The sequence below is a fragment of the Paenibacillus sp. FSL W8-0919 genome (assembly GCF_038003785.1).
In the GTDB taxonomy this organism is placed as follows: Bacteria; Bacillota; Bacilli; order Paenibacillales; family Paenibacillaceae; genus Paenibacillus_AQ; species Paenibacillus_AQ lactis.
In genome coordinates this window covers 3,630,155-3,647,474 of the sequence record NZ_JBBOPV010000001.1, presented here as the reverse complement: position 1 = coordinate 3,647,474, position 17,320 = coordinate 3,630,155, and the positions used below count along the sequence as shown (strand labels likewise).

The 17,320-nt window shown below is 53.1% G+C and carries 17 protein-coding genes; all 17 read right to left on the bottom strand.

Annotated elements, in window-relative coordinates; translation table 11 throughout:
• Positions 1–36: 36 nt before the first annotated feature.
• The 17 genes from dapG to rimP all read right to left on the bottom strand — a co-directional run bounded on the left by dapG (position 37) and on the right by rimP (position 17,218).
• Positions 37–1,251, bottom strand: coding sequence for an aspartate kinase (dapG, locus tag NST44_RS16640; protein WP_213616426.1), 1,215 nt, complete (start codon positions 1,249–1,251; stop codon positions 37–39).
• Positions 1,252–1,418: 167 nt separating this feature from the next.
• Positions 1,419–2,009: a dipicolinate synthase subunit B gene (locus NST44_RS16635; protein WP_007128700.1), complete on the bottom strand. Its 591-nt coding sequence runs from the start codon at positions 2,007–2,009 to the stop codon at positions 1,419–1,421.
• Entirely contained in the window at positions 2,006–2,905 is a 900-nt protein-coding gene (gene dpsA / locus NST44_RS16630) for a dipicolinate synthase subunit DpsA (RefSeq protein ID WP_007128701.1), read from the bottom strand. Before dpsA ends, NST44_RS16635 begins: the two co-directional genes overlap by 4 nt.
• Positions 2,906–3,164: 259 nt before the next feature.
• Positions 3,165–3,611 carry a dUTP diphosphatase gene (gene dut / locus NST44_RS16625; protein WP_208604280.1) on the bottom strand — a complete coding sequence of 149 codons (447 nt, stop codon included), beginning with the start codon at positions 3,609–3,611 and terminating at the stop codon, positions 3,165–3,167.
• A complete protein-coding gene (locus NST44_RS16620) occupies positions 3,586–4,854 on the bottom strand; it encodes a M16 family metallopeptidase (protein ID WP_007128703.1) in 1,269 nt (422 codons plus the stop codon). The genes dut and NST44_RS16620 overlap by 26 nt, the downstream gene beginning before the upstream one ends.
• Positions 4,855–4,961: 107 nt before the next feature.
• Complete coding sequence (locus NST44_RS16615; RefSeq protein WP_210095130.1) at positions 4,962–5,960, bottom strand: polysaccharide deacetylase family protein; 999 nt, start codon at positions 5,958–5,960, stop codon at positions 4,962–4,964.
• A 189-nt stretch (positions 5,961–6,149) separates the two neighbouring features.
• Positions 6,150–8,243 carry a polyribonucleotide nucleotidyltransferase gene (gene pnp / locus NST44_RS16610; protein WP_007128705.1) on the bottom strand — a complete coding sequence of 698 codons (2,094 nt, stop codon included), beginning with the start codon at positions 8,241–8,243 and terminating at the stop codon, positions 6,150–6,152.
• A 414-nt stretch (positions 8,244–8,657) separates the two neighbouring features.
• On the bottom strand, positions 8,658–8,927 hold the full coding sequence (gene rpsO / locus NST44_RS16605; protein ID WP_006211281.1) for a 30S ribosomal protein S15: 270 nt from the start codon (positions 8,925–8,927) through the stop codon (positions 8,658–8,660).
• Positions 8,928–9,096: 169 nt separating this feature from the next.
• A complete protein-coding gene (locus NST44_RS16600; protein WP_007128706.1) occupies positions 9,097–10,050 on the bottom strand; it encodes a bifunctional riboflavin kinase/FAD synthetase in 954 nt (317 codons plus the stop codon).
• A 31-nt stretch (positions 10,051–10,081) separates the two neighbouring features.
• On the bottom strand, positions 10,082–10,996 hold the full coding sequence (truB, locus tag NST44_RS16595; protein ID WP_007128707.1) for a tRNA pseudouridine(55) synthase TruB: 915 nt from the start codon (positions 10,994–10,996) through the stop codon (positions 10,082–10,084).
• Positions 10,993–11,970: a DHH family phosphoesterase gene (locus NST44_RS16590; RefSeq protein WP_007128708.1), complete on the bottom strand. Its 978-nt coding sequence runs from the start codon at positions 11,968–11,970 to the stop codon at positions 10,993–10,995. The genes truB and NST44_RS16590 overlap by 4 nt, the downstream gene beginning before the upstream one ends.
• Positions 11,971–11,999: 29 nt before the next feature.
• Positions 12,000–12,353 (bottom strand): 30S ribosome-binding factor RbfA, encoded by a 354-nt coding sequence (rbfA, locus tag NST44_RS16585; RefSeq protein WP_007128709.1) that lies wholly within the window; start codon positions 12,351–12,353, stop codon positions 12,000–12,002.
• 18 nt (positions 12,354–12,371) lie between these two features.
• A complete protein-coding gene (infB, locus tag NST44_RS16580; protein ID WP_007128710.1) occupies positions 12,372–14,978 on the bottom strand; it encodes a translation initiation factor IF-2 in 2,607 nt (868 codons plus the stop codon).
• Positions 14,971–15,294 carry a YlxQ family RNA-binding protein gene (locus tag NST44_RS16575; RefSeq protein ID WP_028405664.1) on the bottom strand — a complete coding sequence of 108 codons (324 nt, stop codon included), beginning with the start codon at positions 15,292–15,294 and terminating at the stop codon, positions 14,971–14,973. Before NST44_RS16575 ends, infB begins: the two co-directional genes overlap by 8 nt.
• Positions 15,287–15,598, bottom strand: coding sequence for an RNase P modulator RnpM (rnpM, locus tag NST44_RS16570; protein ID WP_028405665.1), 312 nt, complete (start codon positions 15,596–15,598; stop codon positions 15,287–15,289). The genes NST44_RS16575 and rnpM overlap by 8 nt, the downstream gene beginning before the upstream one ends.
• Before the next feature lie 28 nt (positions 15,599–15,626).
• Positions 15,627–16,724 carry a transcription termination factor NusA gene (gene nusA, locus NST44_RS16565; RefSeq protein ID WP_007128713.1) on the bottom strand — a complete coding sequence of 366 codons (1,098 nt, stop codon included), beginning with the start codon at positions 16,722–16,724 and terminating at the stop codon, positions 15,627–15,629.
• Positions 16,725–16,756: 32 nt separating this feature from the next.
• On the bottom strand, positions 16,757–17,218 hold the full coding sequence (gene rimP / locus NST44_RS16560) for a ribosome maturation factor RimP (protein ID WP_213616422.1): 462 nt from the start codon (positions 17,216–17,218) through the stop codon (positions 16,757–16,759).
• Positions 17,219–17,320 lie beyond the last annotated feature (102 nt).

Here is a 17,320-nt window from a genome sequence, read left to right as displayed (position 1 = left end):
GATGATGTCACACAAACCTGGAAAAACGACACGGATCTATCGATGAAGCTCAAATTTGCTGTGCAGCGCGCGCAGCGCCTGAGCCATATCTTCTTTTTTGACAAGCACCCAAATCGTTGTATTGGAGTCAGCCGATTGCAAAATCGAAATATCGTGCTCGCTCAGCGATTCGACAATTTTCGCCATAATGCCAGGCACACCGTTAATGCCGCCTCCGATTACCGATACCTTCGCGCACCCGGATAAGCTTCTTGGCTTCAATCCAAGGTTCTGCAGCGCCTCGATCGCTTTTTCCGAATCGCTGTCGAATACGGTATAAACAACCCCCGTCGGGGTAACATTAATAAAGTCTACGCTGATCGAATGCTCAGCCATGGATTTGAATACCTTCAGCTGTAAGCCTTCGGTCCGATCGCACTCGACCGAAATTTGGGTAATGTTGCTCACATAAGCAACGCCGGTCACATAACGGTCTACAATACCGGATTGGATATCTCTGAATCCTTCAGGCTGGGTCACAAGCGTTCCTTCGCTATCCGAAAAGGTCGAACGGACGCGAACCGGAATTTGGGACTGCATCGCGATCTCCACCGCTCTCGGATGAATGACCTTGGCCCCCTGATGGGCCATGTTGCAAATCTCCGTGTAGCTTACATAGCTTAACGGCTTGGCATCCTCTACAATCCGGGGATCTGCCGTCAAAATGCCGTTGACATCGGTATAGATATCCACCATTTCAGCGCGAAGCGCCGCACCCAGTGCTGTTGCGGAGGTGTCACTGCCTCCTCTGCCGAGCGTCGTTAAATCACCCGACTCGGTCTGCCCCTGAAAGCCCGTCACGATCACGACCTGATATTGCTCCAGCTCCTTCAACACCCGGTCAGGCTTCACATCCTTGATGCGTGCATTGCCGAAATGATTGTCGGTTAGAAATCCGGCTTGGGCGCCCGTCAGAACCGTAGCGGTAATGCCCTCATGGTGGAGCAGGCTGCACAGGGTTGTCGCCGATATCACTTCTCCACAGCCCAGCAGCATGTCCCTTTCCCTGCTTGGTAGTGCATTTCCGTTATGCTCGATCCAATCAAGCAGGGTGTCTGTTGCGTAGGGTTCCCCACGTCGTCCCATCGCGGACACCACGACAACCAATCGATACTGATTGTCCAACTCGCGCCGGATGTGTCCGATAACATGGGTTCTCGCTTGCGGTGTGGACAACGAAGTGCCTCCGAATTTTTGAACTAAGATGCGCATGCATATTCCTCCGTTTATCTATGCCCGGGAGCGTGAAAACTCGGGGCCGACCGACTGAAACGGCCGGCTATTTAGCCTGGCCGCTTCGGTTCGTGCAGGTTGATTTCAGCAAAACTCCATGGTCTGCTGTTTTTCGAATGTTAAGGTTCTAAATGATGCCTATCGTATTAATGAGCGTATTCCACGAGCATTGGCTGCAGCTGTTTTCCTTCCAACGCCGCGTAGCAGGCTTCCGGTATCAGGTCCATTCTCGCCACGAGCGAGTTCGGCTTCTGCTGCGGGTTATCCTGGCCGAACGGAACGAAATATATATTCTTCGTAACCAGCAGTTTGGCGATATTGGCTGCATTCAGTCCCAGTCCATCATTTGTTGAAATGGCAAGCACGAGCGGTCTGCAGTTTCTCATCTGCGCCTTGGCAGCCATCAGAACAGGGCTATCCGTCATCGCGTTCGCCAGCTTGCTGGTCGTATTCCCTGTGCAAGGTGCAATGACCAGCACATCAAGAAGCTTGGAAGGTCCAAGCGGCTCCGCCTCAACAATCGTAGAAATAATATCATTCCCGGTTATATCTTTCAACTGTTTCTGCCAATTTTCCGATGTCCCAAATCGGGTATCCGTCGTCATGATGGTGCTCGATACAATCGGAATCACATTCGCTCCGCCCGATTTGAAACGCTCGATCTGCGGCATCACTTCTTCCAGCGTGCAGTGGGACCCCGTCAGGGCATAGCCCACCGTTTTTCCATTCCAATTCATTTCGCATCCCCCCGAATCTTGATTTCTTCAGAAATCAGCTCCACCAGCGCATTGGCGATAATGATGCCGGCTGTCTTAGGAGCCACGATTCCGGGTAGTCCGGGTGCGAGCATGGCTTTGATACCCCGTTTTTCGGCATAGCGAAAATCGCATCCGCCGGGTGCGGAGGCGAGATCGATGATAACGGCCTCCCGAGGCATTTTCGAGATGATTTGTGCTGTGACTATCATAGTTGGAATCGTGTTAAAAAGCAAGTCAATGCCGGCTACGTGAGTCCCCAAATCCTTTATGAGAAAAGGCTTCCAGCCCATTTCCTCCGCTCTGGCATAATGCTCCGATTTCCGTACGCCCATCATGACATTCGCACCGAGCCCCTGCAGGCTCCGCGCCATCGTAAATCCCGTCCGGCCCATGCCGAGCACCATGCTCGTGGATCCATGAATCGTAAAATCGGTATTTTGGATCGCCATCATCAGCGCTCCTTCTGCCGTCGGGATGGAGTTGTAGATCGCTACATCGTCCCGCTCAAATATTTCCACCAGCTTGATGTTATATTTGTCGCACAGCGATCGTAAATAAGGTTTGGCCATGCCGGTATAAACGACTCCGTGCTTCGGCATAGCGGCAATATGATCCTCCTGCAGCCGTAATGGACCTTCCGAAAACAGTGCGCTGACACGTCCTTCATCATCACAGCCCACTACCGGCAAAATCAGGGCATCGGCATCCGCCATCAGCTCGGTGGAAAGCGTCTCGCGCGTAACCCCTTGGAATGAATCCTGCAGCTTCTCAAAGCCCGCGATCATGACGGAAGCATCCATCTCGGCGCACTTGCGGATCACTTCAATTTGCCTTGCGTCTCCTCCAACGAAGACGGTCCGGACTCCAGTCAGCATGGAAGGCGTCGCTCCTTTCTTTCTAACCAATGTATAGACCATCTTATGCTGCGGCCCATAAGGTGGTGAGCGAATTATCCATGTAACGAGTTGGATAGCCCCTTACGCTGCGGGAAGCGAGGTTTCGGCCCTATTGGTCATCGTCGCACGGAAGACACGACAAACCGGGGATGTCCTTGGCAACGTCAAAAAAGGCCGCCTTGGCTAATCAGCCAAAACGACCTTTCCAATTCGATGTGTAGAGCTCGTAAACGCGAGCCTATTTCCCCGTGTGTCCAAATCCGCCCGTACCGCGAACGGTTTCGGACAGCTCTTCCACCTCGGCAAAGGCGACTGCAGGCACGGTCTGAAATACCATTTGCGCTATCCGCTCGTTCCGCTCGATCGTAAATGGCTCTTGTCCCAAATTAATGAGCAGCACCTTCACTTCGCCGCGATAGTCGGCATCGATGGTGCCCGGCGAATTCAAGCAGGTAATCCCGTGCTTGAACGCCAGCCCGCTGCGAGGGCGGATTTGGGCCTCCAGCTCTGCCGGCATGGCCATTGCAAAGCCAGCCGGGATCAGCTTGCGCTCGCCGGGCTGCAGAACGACCGGTTCCGGTACAGCGGCATGCAGGTCGAAGCCTGCAGCGAGCTCGGACATTTTCACAGGCAGCTTCACATCTTCATTACCGGGTAATCTATGGATTTGAACGTAGTGCAACAAATTCATTCCTCCTAAGTCCATTCAATGCTTTGTCTGAGGTTCCAACCATCGCGAGTGCATATGGAGTATTAAACATTCGGTCGAGGACGGCATTCACATCCTCCATGCTTACTTGCTCAATGCGCTTGATCAGCTCATCAAGGGTGTGATGCCGGCCCAGCATCAGCTCGTTCTTGCCAAGCCGGTTCATGCGGCTGCTGGTGCTCTCCAGACTAAGGATGAGGCTTCCCTTCAGCTGCTCCTTCCCCTTCTTGAGCTCCTGCTCCGTCATTCCGTTCGTTGCCAGATCATGCAGCATCTCGATCGTCAAATCCAGCACATCCTTCGTCTGCTTGGGCGCCGTGCCCGCATAGATGGTGAACATGCCGCTGTCCGCATGGGAGCTGTGATAGGAATATACCGAGTAAGCGAGCCCCCGCTTCTCCCGGATTTCCTGGAACAGCCGCGAGCTCATTCCGCCGCCGATGGCATTGTTCAGAAGCACCATTGCATATTGCAGATCCTCGCCGATCGAGCAGCCCGGGAACGACATGCAGATATGATTCTGCTCGGTCTTCTTCTTCCGGAACTGAACGCCGTCCAGAAATGACGGCACCTCAAGGGCTTGGGGCGCACGGCGATTGGAAAATCCGCCGAAGTGCCGCTCCAGCAGCTCGATCGTTCCTTCATTGATATTTCCGGCAAGCGCAATGACCGTATTCTCGATCGTATAGTGATGTTCCATGTAAGCGCGCAGCGCATCGGAATCCATCGCTTCCAGCCGTTCCTTCGTACCAAGGATCGGAAATGCGAGCGGGTGATCGCCATAAACGGCCGTTGACATCAGGTCGTGCACCAGATCATCCGGCGTATCCTCATACATGGCAATCTCTTCCAGGATTACATTCTTCTCCTTGGCCAGCTCTTCCGCATCCAGCTTGGAGTTGAAGAACATATCGGAGAGAACGTCGACAGCAATCGGAAAATGCTCATCCAATACCTTAGCATAATAGCAGGTATACTCTTTAGCCGTGAACGCGTTGACGTTTCCACCAATCGCATCGAACTGCTCGGCAATCGCACGGGCGTCAAACCGCTCCGTCCCTTTGAACATCATATGCTCTATAAAATGCGTAATCCCATTGATCTCCGGCGTCTCATTGCGGGATCCGGTCTTCACCCAGATGCCGAAGGATACCGAACGACTTGTGGGGATGCTCTCCATAACCACACGCAGGCCGTTTGACAATTGTATTTTTTTCACGCAAGGCCCCCCTAACTGTCCATCCAGGTTCATTTCAGCTGACCAACAGCCTCATGCCATCCATTCATTCTATCAAACTTTACCATGTGCCACAACACCCTGGACTTCTAGGTTCCACCCGGCATGATCCGGTCAGGCGAAAGCGTCTGGCTGACCGTGCCGATCGATAGACCCTTGGCCCGTATCCCGTCAATCATGCCCTTCAACGCTTTCGACGAGGAGTCTGTTGGATGCATTAGAATGAGGAAGCCCGGTTCGACTTTGCTGCTTATTTTCTGAACGACCGCTTCCGGCGCAGGATGCTGCCAGTCCACGGTGTCAAGCGTCCACAGCACCGTTTTCAGCCCCCGGGCATGGGCGATCGCTACCGTCTGCTTGTTGAAATCGCCGGAAGGGGGCGCAAACCATTTATTTTCCACCCCTAAACTGGTCTTAAGCAGCTCCTGCGTTTTCGCAATTTCCAGATCGGCGCGTTCCCTGCTTAGACGGCTCATGTTGGGATGGGTGAAAGCATGATTCTCGACTTCATGGCCCCGCTTTACAATCTCGCCTGCAAGCTCCGGATTTTTCTTGAGCCAGCTGCCGTCGAGGAAGAAGGTGGTCTTGATATTTTCCTCATCGAGCGTATTCAGCATGGGCTCCAGAAATTCGTTGCCCCAGGCAACATTAATCATGAGCGACACCATCGGTTTATTCGGGTTCCCCCGATAGATCGGGTGAGATGCAAGATCCAGGTCGTTTAGCGTTACTTTGGCCGGAATTTCACGATATACGAGCGGGAGGACCTCTCCCTTCCCCCGGTTCTTCACGGCCAGATTATATGTAGCCTCCACATCGACCTCAAGTCCGTTATAGCCGGGGATTGCCTCCCATACTCTGTCCACTCTCGCGTCAACAGGCTCTACTCTTTCCTTGGCAGCCGCAGCCTCAATCTGATTGAGCAGCTCCACGTCGACTACCGCTCCCGTAAGACTGCTGCTGTTCACGAGCTTTGTATTTGCCGCGGGCTCAAGTCCGGACACATAACCCCACGCGCCGCTGAACACGGCGGCAGCCGATACCAATGCGGTACCGGTCAGGAGCACGGCGATTTTCTTATCTTTCATGGGCTCTCCCACTCCCCCTCAGGCAGCTTTGTCCCATTTTATGTGCCGGGCTCCGGAATTATGAGCCAAAAGTAGAGCTGCGGCCTCGGTATGAGGGTGTATGGCGAGCTAGACGCAAAAAAAGAGCCAGAATCAGGTTCTGCCTCTTTCTTCATTTGCTATTTCGGACGCTCAGGCCATGGCCCGCGCTTACTTCGCTTCCGCAGTCAATACCGCTTTGCGCGACAGGTTAATGCGTCCTTGCTGATCGATTTCCGTGACCTTAACGGTGATGACGTCACCAATGGCAACAACATCCTCCACCTTCGCCACCCGCTCGGTCGACAGCTGGGAAATGTGAACCAGCCCGTCTTTATTAGGCAAAATTTCCACGAACGCGCCGAACTTCTCGATCCGTTTGACGGTACCGGTATAAATTTCGCCGACCGCGACTTCCTTCACAATGCCTTCGATAATCGTAAGGGCTTTGCGGTTCATCTCTTCATTCGAAGAAGCGATAAATACGCGTCCATCCTGTTCGATATCGATCTTCACGCCGGTTTCCTCAATGATTTTGTTGATAATTTTGCCGCCGGCTCCGATGACATCGCGGATTTTGTCCGGATTGATCTGCATCGTGATGATCTTAGGCGCATATTGGGACAAGCTTGCTCTCGGTTCTTTGATGACCTCCATCATTTTGCCGAGGATATGCATGCGTCCTTCCTTTGCTTGCTGGAGTGCTTCCTGCAAAATCGCGCGGTCAATGCCGTCGATTTTGATATCCATCTGAATGGCGGTAACCCCATCCGGCGTTCCGGCAACTTTGAAGTCCATATCGCCGAGATGGTCCTCCATTCCCTGGATGTCCGTCAGAATGGATACATGCTCTCCGTCCTTAATCAAGCCCATGGCTACACCTGCTACAGGCGCTTTGATCGGTACACCGGCATCCATCATCGCCAGCGTGCTTGCGCAAATGCTCGCCTGGGAAGTCGATCCGTTCGATTCAAGCACTTCCGATACCAGGCGGATCGTGTACGGGAACTCGGCTTCATTAGGAATAACCTTGCTCAGTGCACGCTCACCCAAAGCACCATGTCCGATCTCCCGGCGACCCGGCGCGCGGAGGGGACGAGCCTCACCTACGCTGAACGGCGGAAAGTTATAGTGGTGCATGAAGCGCTTGGTCTCTTCCAGGTCGATGCCGTCAAGAATCTGCACATCGCCGAGGGCACCCAAAGTACATACGCTGAGCGCTTGCGTTTGACCGCGCGTGAACAAGCCGGAGCCGTGGGTTCTTGGAAGCAGACCCGTGTCGCATTCGATCGGACGAATCTCGGACAGGCCGCGTCCGTCCGGACGAACCTTGTCATGCGTAATGAGACGACGGACTTCCTCCTTCACGATGTCGTGAAGAACCTCTTTAACATCCTTCAAAAGTTCCGGCGTTTCAATATACTTTTCCTCAAATACGGTATAAGTCTCTTCATTAATCGCATCGATGGCATCCTGACGGGCATGCTTCTCTTCAATGCGAACGGCTTCGACAAGGCGGGCCTCCGCAAACTCGCGAACCTCGCGATTGACGTTTTCGTCTACGGCATGGAGCTTCACTTCCATCTTTTCCTTGCCGGCAACGGCCACCAATTCCTCGATCTTCGCCACAATCTTCTTGATTTCCTCATGACCGAACATGATCGCTTCCAGCATCACTTCTTCCGGAACCTCATTCGCTTCGGCCTCAACCATCATGATCGCGTCTTTCGTACCTGCAACGACGAGATAAATGTCACTGGCTTCCTGCTCTGCAATTGTAGGGTTCACGACAAAATTGCCGTTAACGCGTCCTACCGCCACGCCGCCGATCGGTCCGTTGAACGGAACATCGGAAATGCTGAGCGCTGCAGAGGTACCGATCATCGCGGCAATTTCCGGCTCGCAGTCCTGATCCACGCTCATGACGAGATTAAGGACCTGTACATCGTTGCGGAAGCCTTCCGGGAACAGCGGCCGGATCGGACGGTCTGTCAAGCGGCTTGCAAGGATTGCTTTCTCGCTCGGTCTGCCCTCCCGCTTAATGAATCCCCCCGGGATTTTACCAACCGCATACAATCTTTCCTCATAGTTCACCGTTAACGGGAAGAAATCCAAATCCTTCGGCTCACTTGAAGCCGTCACCGTACAGAGAACCGCCGTGTCGCCGTAACGGACCATAACAGCCGCATTTGCCTGCTTGGCCAGCCGACCGGTTTCGAGTACGAGAGGTCTTCCGCCAAGCTGCATTTCAACACTAGTTTCCATGTATTCCCTCCTCATAGGGATAAATTTTTTTGTCGTCTTCTAGCTTTCAGTATTGCCTAAAAACAGCATCATCTTTAATAATGCCGCCCGTTTGATCGATCGGAGTGTTTCACTGGATTCTATTGCTCGAGCTTATGTACGACAAACAACGAACTCATCTTGGAACACTCGATGACGAAAGCGGGAAACGCCGGCAGAAGCTTAAAGCTTGTGGAAGGCGAATCGGGTATATCAATATCTATGTGAATATCTTTCGCTGCAAAGCCTCGGCTTATGAATAACAGCATGGCTTTACAGGAAAGCGGGCAAACGAAAGCAATTTCCATAATACTTAGAAAAGAGCCCGGTTGTGCCGCTGTCGTTCCAAGAAGGACAGTGGACAACCAGGCTGTTTTCGGTAAATCCTATGGATGATTAGCGACGCAATCCAAGCTTCTCGATCAAAGCACTGTAACGTTTTACATCCTTGTTTTTCAAGTATGCAAGCAACTTACGGCGTTGGCCGACCATTTTCAGCAATCCACGGCGGGAATGATGATCCTTCTTGTGCGTACGCAAGTGGTCAGTCAAGTTCGTAATGTTTTCCGTTAGGATAGCGATCTGCACCTCTGGAGATCCTGTATCGGACTCGTGAGTTTTGTGCTCGTCAATCAGTTGTTGTTTACGTTCCTGAGTCAATGCCATCCTGTTCACCTCCTTCGTCATAATCGCCGTTGGCCCAGATACCGACGGTGAGATCAAACATCCAAGCCAAGGTTAAATTGCCCGAATCCCGGGCAACCTCTAAGAGTATAGCATACTTTTCCGAAAAAAGAAAATCCGATCCGCTAATTTATCGAAAAAGCGTGCTGCCCTATTCCATGTCCTTGAGAATCCTGCGGGCTTCGACCGCATCCCGGTGAATCCACTCGACAAGCTCCTGCACCGATTCGAATTTATGCTCTTTCCGAATATATTGAACCATCTCCACCGTCATGACCTGACCGTATAAATCGCCGCTGTAGTCGAAAAGATGCACCTCGAAGATCGGCTTCGTGATGCCTTCATGGAACGTTGGCTTGACACCGACGTTCATGACCCCGGCAATCCAGCCCCCCTCCTGATCCGAACGGGCACGCACGGCGTACACGCCCAGGGCCGGGATGACGTACGGATCCGTCAGCTCGAGATTCGCCGTCGGAAAGCCGATCTGCCTTCCGCGCTTCTCGCCGTGGATTACGGTTCCCCGAATGCTGTAATTTCTGCCGAGCCACCGGTTAGCATCCGCGAGCTGTCCGGTCTGCAGGGCAATCCGGATAGAAGAGCTGCCTACCTTCTCTCCATCCACTAAGAATGGCGGAACGGTGACGACAGACATCGCCCCTTCGCTTAATGCCTGAAGCTTGACGGCATCTCCCGCTCCCTTATGACCAAAACGGAAATCGAATCCGACCACGGCCGTCTGCAGCGAGAGCGGGAGCAGCATGTCCGATACGAACGCGTCCGGACTGACTTCAGAGAACGCCTTGTTGAACTCCACAACGTACAGGATATCAATTCCCATCTCCTGCAGCAGCTTTTCCTTATCAGCTTGGGGAGTAAGGTAGCCCTCATAATTTCCTTTGCCGATCACATCTTTGGGATGGGGATAAAAGGTGATGAGAGCGGCAGGAAGCCCTTGCTCCCGCGCAATTCCGACGGCCGTCGTAATCACGCTCTCATGACCCAGATGCAGACCGTCAAATTGTCCGATGGCCGCGACCTTCGGCACGCCGGCTTCCAATACGTTCTCCGGATTTATGGGGTAGGACAACGATACAATCCTCATGTTTCTCACCTCCATTCAACTAGAACAAGCGCTATCTTGAAAATACCTTCACTGGCACGATCGCGCCTGATTCGGCTTGCCGCTTGTAGATTCCAAGAAAGCTTCCTTGGCTGTCATAGAGCCGGATCGGCTCGTCGCCTTCAACCAGAGGCTCCACGGCTCTGGCGGACAAGCGCTGTCCTTGCAGGGCAGCTTCCGCTTTCTCATCCGATACGGTATGAGCCGGAAGATGGGAGACCGCCCGGTCGACCGGAATCAGCTTATTCTGAAGCTGTCCTTCCTTCATAAGCTGTTCAATGGTTTCAAGGGTCAGGCAGTCGGCTGCCGGAATGCCGGCCGAGATCGTGCGTACAAGCCGAACCATGACGGAAGGAACGCCGAGCTTGCGGCCGATATCCACGCACAATGTGCGGATATATGTACCTTTGGAGCACAGCACCCGAAACGATATTTCGGGATAGGCGCCGCTGGCGTCATAGCCGGTCATCTCAATCTCATGAATGGTGACGGTCCGGCTTTTTCGTTCAACGGTCTTCCCTTCCCGCGCAAGCTCATACAGACGCTTGCCGTTTACCTTGACGGCGGAATACATCGGGGGAACCTGGGAGATTTCACCCACAAACGAACGCAGCGCTTCCTCCGCTTCCTCCCTCGTCACCAGTACGCTTTCTGCCTCTTCAATGACCGTACCTGTGACATCCTCCGTATCCGTAGCATATCCAAGACGCAGAACAGCCTCATACTCCTTCGGCAGCTCCTGCATATACTCCACGACTCGCGTCGCTCTGCCCAAACACAGGGGCAGCACTCCCGTAACCTCCGGATCAAGCGTACCCGTATGGCCAATCCGTTTCATGCGGACAATTCCTCTTACTTTGGCTACCACATCATGCGATGTCCAGCCGGCGGGCTTATGCACGGCCAAAATACCTTCCAACTCTGTCATAACCGTAGTCTCACCTGCTCCACAACGCGAGGGATAACATCCTCCAAAGGGCCCTCCAGACTGCAGCCTGCAGCCCGGACATGGCCGCCGCCTCCGAACCCTTGGGCAAGGGCGGCAACGTCGACTTTTCCGGCGGAACGAAGGCTAACCTTCACGATACCGGATTTCAGAAGCTTAAACAAGATTCCGACCTCGACGCCTTGAATATTGCGGGGATAATTGACAATCCCCTCCAGATCCTCACTGGCTGCGCCGCAGCGCTCCATATGGTCAGGGGTAACGTGCACCCATGCGATTTTTCCATCCTCCGACACCTGGAGCGTATTCAGCGCTTCGACAAGCACTTTCATCTGGGGAAGAGTCATCTCTTCCAGCAGGATCTCCGCGAGCTCCGGCCCGTTAACGCCATGACCTAGCAGCTCTGAGGCAATGCTCATCACTTTAGGCGACGTGTTCGTATAACGGAAACCTCCGGTATCTGTAAGAAGCCCCGTATAGACGGACGTAGCAATCTCGGCATCCCAGGTGATCCCGCATACATTCAACAAGTCATACAGAATTTCTGCCGTCGCGGCGGCTTGAGGCAGCACCAGGTTAACGGAGCCGTACCGGTCATTGGTAGGGTGGTGGTCGATGTTCACGATTCTGGCATTCTCGGCAAACAACGTCCGGATGTGCCCTACCCGGGCAAAATCCGCGCAATCCACGCAGATCACATGCGTAAACGTCCGATCCGGCAGCTCTTCCGACCCGTTGATAATATCCTCGGCATGCCACAGCATGTTCATTCGTTTCGGGATCGGCCCTTCATTGATCATCGTGAATTTCTTGCCCAGACATGAGAGAAGCCAGCCCACCGCAAGGGTGGAACTGACTGCATCTCCATCGGGCTGAACATGCGACACAACCAAATAGTCATCGTGCTCCAGCAGAAACGACTTTACCTGCTGCAGCTCTTGCTCATAGGTCTGCATTCGCCCTCTCCTTTATTTACGAACTTGCATTATTTCTCTTCGCGCTCTCCGATTTCGTTGAGCAGCTTCTCGATCCGGCTGCCATAGGCAATGGATTCGTCAAACTTGAAGATCAGCTCCGGAACATGCCGGAGACGGATCCGTTTGCCAAGCTCGGAACGGAGGAAGCCGGTGGCCTTTTCCAGACCTTTCAAGGAAGCTGCCTTCTGTTCTTCGTCACCGAGCACGCTCAAGTACACCTTGGCTTGTGACAAGTCATTCGTCACATCAACGCCGGTCACGGTAATGAAGCCGATTCTCGGATCTTTGATTTCAGTCTGAATCAGTTGGCTGAGCTCTTTCTTAATCTGCTCGCCTACGCGCCCTGTTCTGATTTTTGCCATCGTTGATCACCTCGTTTATTAGCGCTCTACCGTCTCCATGATAAAGGCTTCGATGACGTCTCCTTCTTTCACATCGCTGTAGCTGGCCAACGTAATACCGCACTCGTAGCCTTGTGCCACTTCCTTCGCGTCGTCCTTGAAACGCTTGAGGGAATCGATCTTGCCCTCATGAATGACGATGCCGTCGCGGATCAAGCGGGCTTCGGCATTGCGCGAGATTTTTCCGGAAGTAACCATACAGCCTGCAATCGTACCAATCTTGCTCACTTTAAAGGTGTTGCGGACTTCCGCATGTCCGATCACGGTTTCTTTATATTCCGGATCGAGCATCCCCTTCATAGCTTGCTCAATTTCCTCGATTACATTATAGATGACACGGTGCAGACGCACGTCAACCTTCTCCTGCTCCGATGTCTGTTTTGCTTGAACATCCGGACGGACGTTAAAGCCGATGACGATCGCATTGGAAGCAGCCGCCAAAATAATATCGGATTCCGTGATCGCTCCGACGCCGCTGTGGATGATTTTTACGCGTACGCCTTCCACTTCGATCTTGTTAAGCGAGCTCTTCAAGGCTTCAACCGAGCCCTGTACGTCACCCTTAATGATCACGTTCAGATCCTTGATCTCGCCGTCCTTGATATGCTTGAACAAGTCGTCGAGGGTTACGCGGGTATTCGTGTTAAGCTCAGACTGACGCTGCGTGACCGCACGCTTCTCGGCGATCGAACGCGCCTTGCGCTCGTCCTCGAACACCATGAACGGATCGCCTGCGCCCGGCACTTCCGTAAGACCGGTAATTTCAACCGGCGTGGATGGACCGGCTTCTTTCAGGCGGCGCCCTTTATCATTCACCATCGCCCGGATGCGGCCGAAGCAGTTGCCCGCTACAAACGCATCGCCGACTTTCAGCGTTCCGTGCTGAACAAGGATACGTGCAACCGGGCCTCTTCCCTTATCCAGCTCCGCCTCAATAACCGTACCGCGGGCACGCTTATCCGGATTGGCTTTGTATTCATTCACTTCGGCAACAAGCAGAATCATTTCGAGCAGATCCTCGAGACCCATGCGCTGTTTTGCCGAAACGTTAACGAAGATCGTATCTCCGCCCCATTCCTCCGGCACAAGCTCGTATTCGGTCAACTCCTGCTTCACCTTATCCGGGTTGGCAGACGGTTTGTCGATTTTGTTCACGGCCACGATGATCGGCAATCCTGCCGCCTTCGCATGGTTGATCGCTTCTACCGTCTGCGGCATCACGCCGTCATCGGCTGCGACAACAATAATCGTCATATCCGTAACCTGCGCACCGCGTGCACGCATAGCGGTAAACGCTTCGTGGCCCGGCGTATCCAGGAAGGTGATCTTCTTGCCGTTGATTTCAACTTGATAAGCACCGATGTGCTGTGTGATGCCGCCGGCTTCGCCGCCGCTCACGTTCGTGGAACGGATCGCATCCAGCAGCGTCGTTTTACCGTGGTCGACGTGACCCATGATGGTAACGACCGGAGGGCGCTCCTTCAAATCTTCAGGCGCGTCATTCTCTTCGACTGTCTCGAACCGGTCTTCTTCCACCGGAATCTTCACTTCAACCTCGACACCGAACTCCCCTGCAAGCAGCTGAATCGTCTCGATGTCCAGCTCCTGGTTGATCGTGGCCATCACGCCGAGGAAAATCAGCTTCTTGATGACTTCGGAAGCGTCCTTATGAAGCAGCTTCGCCGTTTCACCGACGGTCATGTCGCCACGGACGATAATTTTCTTCGGCGTGTTGTCGATTTTCTCACGAGGCGGCTGCTGGTTGTTCTGGTTCCGTCCGCGGTTATTCTTCCCACCGCGATTGTTGCCGCGGAAACCGCCCTGGCGGTTGTTATCATCAAACCGCTTGGAATTGTTGTTGTTATTGTTTCTTCCGCCCCGGTTGTTTTGACCGTTGCTGTTGTTCTGGCTGCCGGAGTCATTGCGTCCCGTTCTGCCTTGCGGACGCGAAGCGCCTTGAGCGCCGTTGTTCTGCGGACGAGCACCGCCTTGACCTCCGCCTTGCGGACGGGAGCCGGTTGCTGTACCGCCTTGCGGACGGGAGCCAGTTGCTGTTCCACCTTGTCTTGGTGCCTGGTTGCTGCGATTTTGGTTCTGGCTTCCTTGAGCCGGGCCTGATTGGTTTCTGCGAGAATCCTGTCCCTGTCCTTGTGGACGCTGGGAACCGGATGTGTTCTGGTTATTTTGATGATTTCTACTATTCATACCTACCTGCTTTTCCTGTTGTTTTTTGGGTTGACCTTGACCTTGACCTTGACCGCGCTGACCTGCATTTCGAGAGCCGTCTTGCCCGCTGCTTACTTTCGCATCAGCAGCGGAAGAGCTGGAAGCAACCGACACGGGCGGCTTGCGGCTCTCGCCGCGGGAAGCGTCCGCACCGTCACGCTTGGCTGCCGCATTCGATTTGATATCCTTAAAGAACTGCTCAACTTTGGATACCGTATCGTTCTCCATGACGCTCATGTGGTTGTTAACCGGAATGTTCAAACGCTTAAGGATCGTTATAATTTCTTTACTGCTCATATTCAGCGATTTCGCGTATTCATATACGCGAAGTTTATTGTCTTTGTTTTCTTGTTTACTCAATATACTCCACCTCCGACATTGTCTCCATTGTTCTGGAGATCATTTCTGCGAATCCTTGATCCGTAACGGCCAGCACAACCCGCTCGGGTTTACCTACACTTGTGCCCAGACTTTCCCGGTCAAATCCGATTACCAGAGGGATGTTATAAGAACCGCATTTGTCGCGGAACTTTTTTTTAGTATTATCTGAGGCGTCACCCGCAAGAATAACCAACTTTGCTTCTGAAGACCGGATGGCTTTGAGCACGATCTCATCACCCGTAACCACCTTGCCGGCCCGCATGGCCAGGCCGAGCTGAGAAAGCGCCCTATTCATCATCGGCTGCACGCTCTTTAGCAGCCAGGAATTCATCCTCAACCTTGATGAAATCCTGGGCCAATTGTTCATAGATCTCAGGTTTCACTTGCTGCTTCAACGCTCGATCCAAAGCTTTATTTTTGTGTGCAAGCTTGAAGCAGGAAACTTTGCCGCATAGATAAGCGCCGCGGCCCGACTTTTTGCCGGTCAGATCAATCATGACCGCCTCGTCGGGCGTTCTGACAATCCGGATCAGCTCTTTCTTCGGCATCATTTCCTGACATGCCACACATTTACGCAGCGGTATCTTTCTCTGTTTCAAGACGCTTACCCCCCCGCTTGTTTCGGAATTAATCCACGGAGACGGAATCCTGGTGCATTTCACCGGATTGGGATTTTGGTCTGCCAAATTCCTGCTCCGCCTGGCTTTCGCTCTTAATATCGATCTTCCAGCCTGTCAATTTAGCTGCAAGGCGCGCATTCTGGCCCTTGATGCCAATGGCCAGTGAGAGCTGGTAGTCGGGAACAATGACGCGGGCCATCTTCTCATCCTCGAACACTTGAACCTCAAGCACTTTCGAAGGACTGAGGGCGTTGGCCACGTACTCCTCAACCGAATCGGAATAGCGGACGATGTCGATCTTCTCCCCGCGGAGCTCGTTCACGATCGTCTGAACGCGCATCCCTTTCGGACCAACGCAGGAGCCTACCGGATCAACCTCTTCATTACGAGAGTAAACCGCAATCTTGGAGCGGTAGCCCGCTTCACGCGCAACCGAACGGATCTCGACGACGCCGTCGAAAATTTCCGGAACCTCCAGCTCAAACAGGCGCTTGAGCAGCCCCGGATGCGTGCGGGAGAGCATGATTTGCGGACCTTTCGTAGTGTTCTCGACCTTCGTGATATACGCCTTGATCCGATCGCCATGCTTGAACTTCTCGTTCGGCATCAGCTCCGTAAGCGGAAGCGCGGCTTCGATCTTCCCGAGGTCGATGTAGATGTTTCTAAGGTCCTGGCGCTGCAGCGTACCGGTGACGATATCGTCTTCCTTGTCGATAAACGCGCTGTAGATCAAGCCGCGCTCGGCTTCCCGAATGCGCTGCGTAACGACCTGCTTCGCCGTCTGAGCCGCGATTCGACCGAAATCGCGAGGCGTTACCTCGATCTCGGCGATATCCTCGAGCTGGAAATGCGGATTGATTTCGCGTGCCGCATGCAGCGAAATTTCCGTCCGCGGATCCAGAACCTCTTCAACGATCAGCTTCCGTGCAAACACTTTGATGACGCCGGTATTGCGGTTCATGTCCACACGGACATTTTGCGCAGTGTTGAAGTTACGCTTGTAACTCGAGATCAGCGCAGCCTCGATGGCTTCAAACAACACATCTTTGCTGATGCCCTTCTCTCTCTCCAGCTCGTTCATCGCTTCAATAAAATCCATACTCATTGAAAATCGGTTCCCCCTTTCAAAACTTCCGTCTAAAAAATGATGGCCAATCTGGCGCTGGCTACTTTTGCATATGGAATAACGTGCTGCTTCTTGCCCGTTTGAATAACAAGCTCTTCTTGCTCGAAGGACTCCAGCTTGCCCTCGAATTCCTTCAGCCCGTCGACCGGCTCGTATACCGTAACGAATACGTTCTTGCCGACAGCCTTGGCGACGTCCTCCTTCTTCTTAAGCGGACGTTCGGCGCCCGGAGAGGAAACCTCGAGAAAATAAGCGGTCGGAATCGGATCGTTCTCATCCAGCTTCTGGCTCAGATATTCGCTGATTACTCCGCAATCGTCAATATCAATGCCGCCTTCTTTATCTACAAACACACGCAGGAACCAGCTGCTTCCTTCCTTTACGTATTCCACATCGACCAGTTCGAAGCCGTGTTCATCCAGATACGGCTGCACCATTTCTTCCACAGTCGTTTTAATCTTTGATGTGCTCAAAGAACATAACCTCCAAGTTGATTTCCTATATACCAAAGAGTAAAGAGTGGGTTGCCCCACTCTTTACACAACGGTTTTATCTCCATGATTACCAAAAAAATT

Coding starts and splice junctions, on each gene's coding strand:
- truB (WP_007128707.1), bottom strand. CDS start 10,996: ATGACAGAGTTGGAAGGTATTTTGGCCGTGCATAAGCCCGCCGGCTGG.
- dapG (WP_213616426.1), bottom strand. CDS start 1,251: ATGCGCATCTTAGTTCAAAAATTCGGAGGCACTTCGTTGTCCACACCG.
- dpsA (WP_007128701.1), bottom strand. CDS start 2,905: ATGCTGACTGGAGTCCGGACCGTCTTCGTTGGAGGAGACGCAAGGCAA.
- rbfA (WP_007128709.1), bottom strand. CDS start 12,353: ATGGCAAAAATCAGAACAGGGCGCGTAGGCGAGCAGATTAAGAAAGAG.
- NST44_RS16575 (WP_028405664.1), bottom strand. CDS start 15,294: ATGAATAGGGCGCTTTCTCAGCTCGGCCTGGCCATGCGGGCCGGCAAG.
- rpsO (WP_006211281.1), bottom strand. CDS start 8,927: ATGGCATTGACTCAGGAACGTAAACAACAACTGATTGACGAGCACAAA.
- NST44_RS16635 (WP_007128700.1), bottom strand. CDS start 2,009: ATGAATTGGAATGGAAAAACGGTGGGCTATGCCCTGACGGGGTCCCAC.
- NST44_RS16600 (WP_007128706.1), bottom strand. CDS start 10,050: ATGAGGATTGTATCGTTGTCCTACCCCATAAATCCGGAGAACGTATTG.
- NST44_RS16590 (WP_007128708.1), bottom strand. CDS start 11,970: ATGCAGACCTATGAGCAAGAGCTGCAGCAGGTAAAGTCGTTTCTGCTG.
- NST44_RS16615 (WP_210095130.1), bottom strand. CDS start 5,960: ATGAAAGATAAGAAAATCGCCGTGCTCCTGACCGGTACCGCATTGGTA.
- nusA (WP_007128713.1), bottom strand. CDS start 16,724: ATGAGTATGGATTTTATTGAAGCGATGAACGAGCTGGAGAGAGAGAAG.
- pnp (WP_007128705.1), bottom strand. CDS start 8,243: ATGGAAACTAGTGTTGAAATGCAGCTTGGCGGAAGACCTCTCGTACTC.